Here is a 1,282-nt window from a genome sequence, read left to right on the forward strand (position 1 = left end):
TCCCGCCGCGCGCTGGAAGTCGCGGCCGCGGGCGGCCATCACATGCTGATGGTCGGGCCGCCGGGGGCCGGCAAGTCGATGCTGGCCGCCCGGCTGCCGGGCCTCCTGCCGCCGCTGACCGACGACGAGGCGCTGACGTCGGCGGCGCTCCTCTCCGCGAGCCGCCTCGGCTTCTCGCCCGCGCAGTGGCGCCGGCGGCCGTTCCGTGCACCGCATCACTCGTCGAGCGCCGCCGCGCTGGTCGGCGGCCGCAACCCGCCGCAACCGGGCGAGATCACGCTCGCGCACCTCGGCGTGCTGTTCCTCGACGAACTCCCGGAATTCGACCGGCACGTGCTCGAGATGCTGCGCGAGCCGCTGGAGGCCGGCCGCATCACGATTTCACGCGCGGCGCAGCAAGCCGACTTCCCGGCCGCATGCCAGCTGATCGCCGCGATGAATCCCTGCCCGTGCGGCTGGCACGGTGATCCGTCGGGGCGCTGCCGCTGCTCGCCGGACGTCGCCGCGCGCTACCTGCGCAAGCTGTCGGGGCCGCTCGTCGACCGCATCGACATCCAGATCGACCTGCCCGCGCTGTCGCCGGCCGAACTGGCGACGCGCGCGTCGGCGCCCGGCGAGCCGAGCGCGGCGGTCGCCGCGCGGGTCGCGCAGGCGCGTGCGCTGCAGCTCGACCGGCAGGGCAAGACGAACCACATGCTGAGCGGCCGCGAGACCGACGACCTGTGCCGGCCGACCGACGAAGGCGAACGGCTGCTGCGCGAGGCCGGCGAGCGCTTCGGCTGGTCGGCGCGCGCGTATTTCCGCGTGCTGAAGGTCGCGCGGACGATCGCCGACCTGGCCGGCGACCCGCTGCCGACGGCCGCGCAGATCGCCGAAGCGATCCGCTACCGGCGCGCACTGACGGCGCTCTGAACGCCCTCGGAGGACAAAATCCGGCTGTCAAGACTTGACTTATGCACAATTCCGCGAATCCGGCCCCGGATCAGGGCTCGGCGAGACCTTTGCAGCACGGAATCCGTATCTCGTTGTTTTGATTGACTTTTATCAAAACGCGAGCGAGCGGCCAAACGGGCCGGAAGGCCGTCCCGCGCGGCTTGGCGGGAAATCCGGGCAACTTTTCAACAAAGTTATCCACATGCGCTGTGGATAGCCGAAAAAACCTCGCAAAATCCGGCGACTAGCGTCGAAAGCTGCGAATGAACTTTCAGTTGTCACAGAGTGTCTGAGCGCCCTCTCCGGCCGCCGTCAGTCGAGTTTGAACGACCCGAAAAACTGGTCGAGC

General features: G+C 69.6%; 1 protein-coding gene. It reads left to right on the forward strand.

The window, feature by feature from the left end:
* A partial coding sequence (locus G3N98_RS39220) for an ATP-binding protein (RefSeq protein WP_241026302.1) occupies positions 1-912 on the forward strand: 912 nt, incomplete at its 5' end.
* Positions 913-1,282 lie beyond the last annotated feature (370 nt).

Origin of the sequence: Burkholderia sp. Tr-20390, from assembly GCF_017104595.1 — a bacterium.
In the GTDB taxonomy this organism is placed as follows: Bacteria; Pseudomonadota; Gammaproteobacteria; order Burkholderiales; family Burkholderiaceae; genus Burkholderia.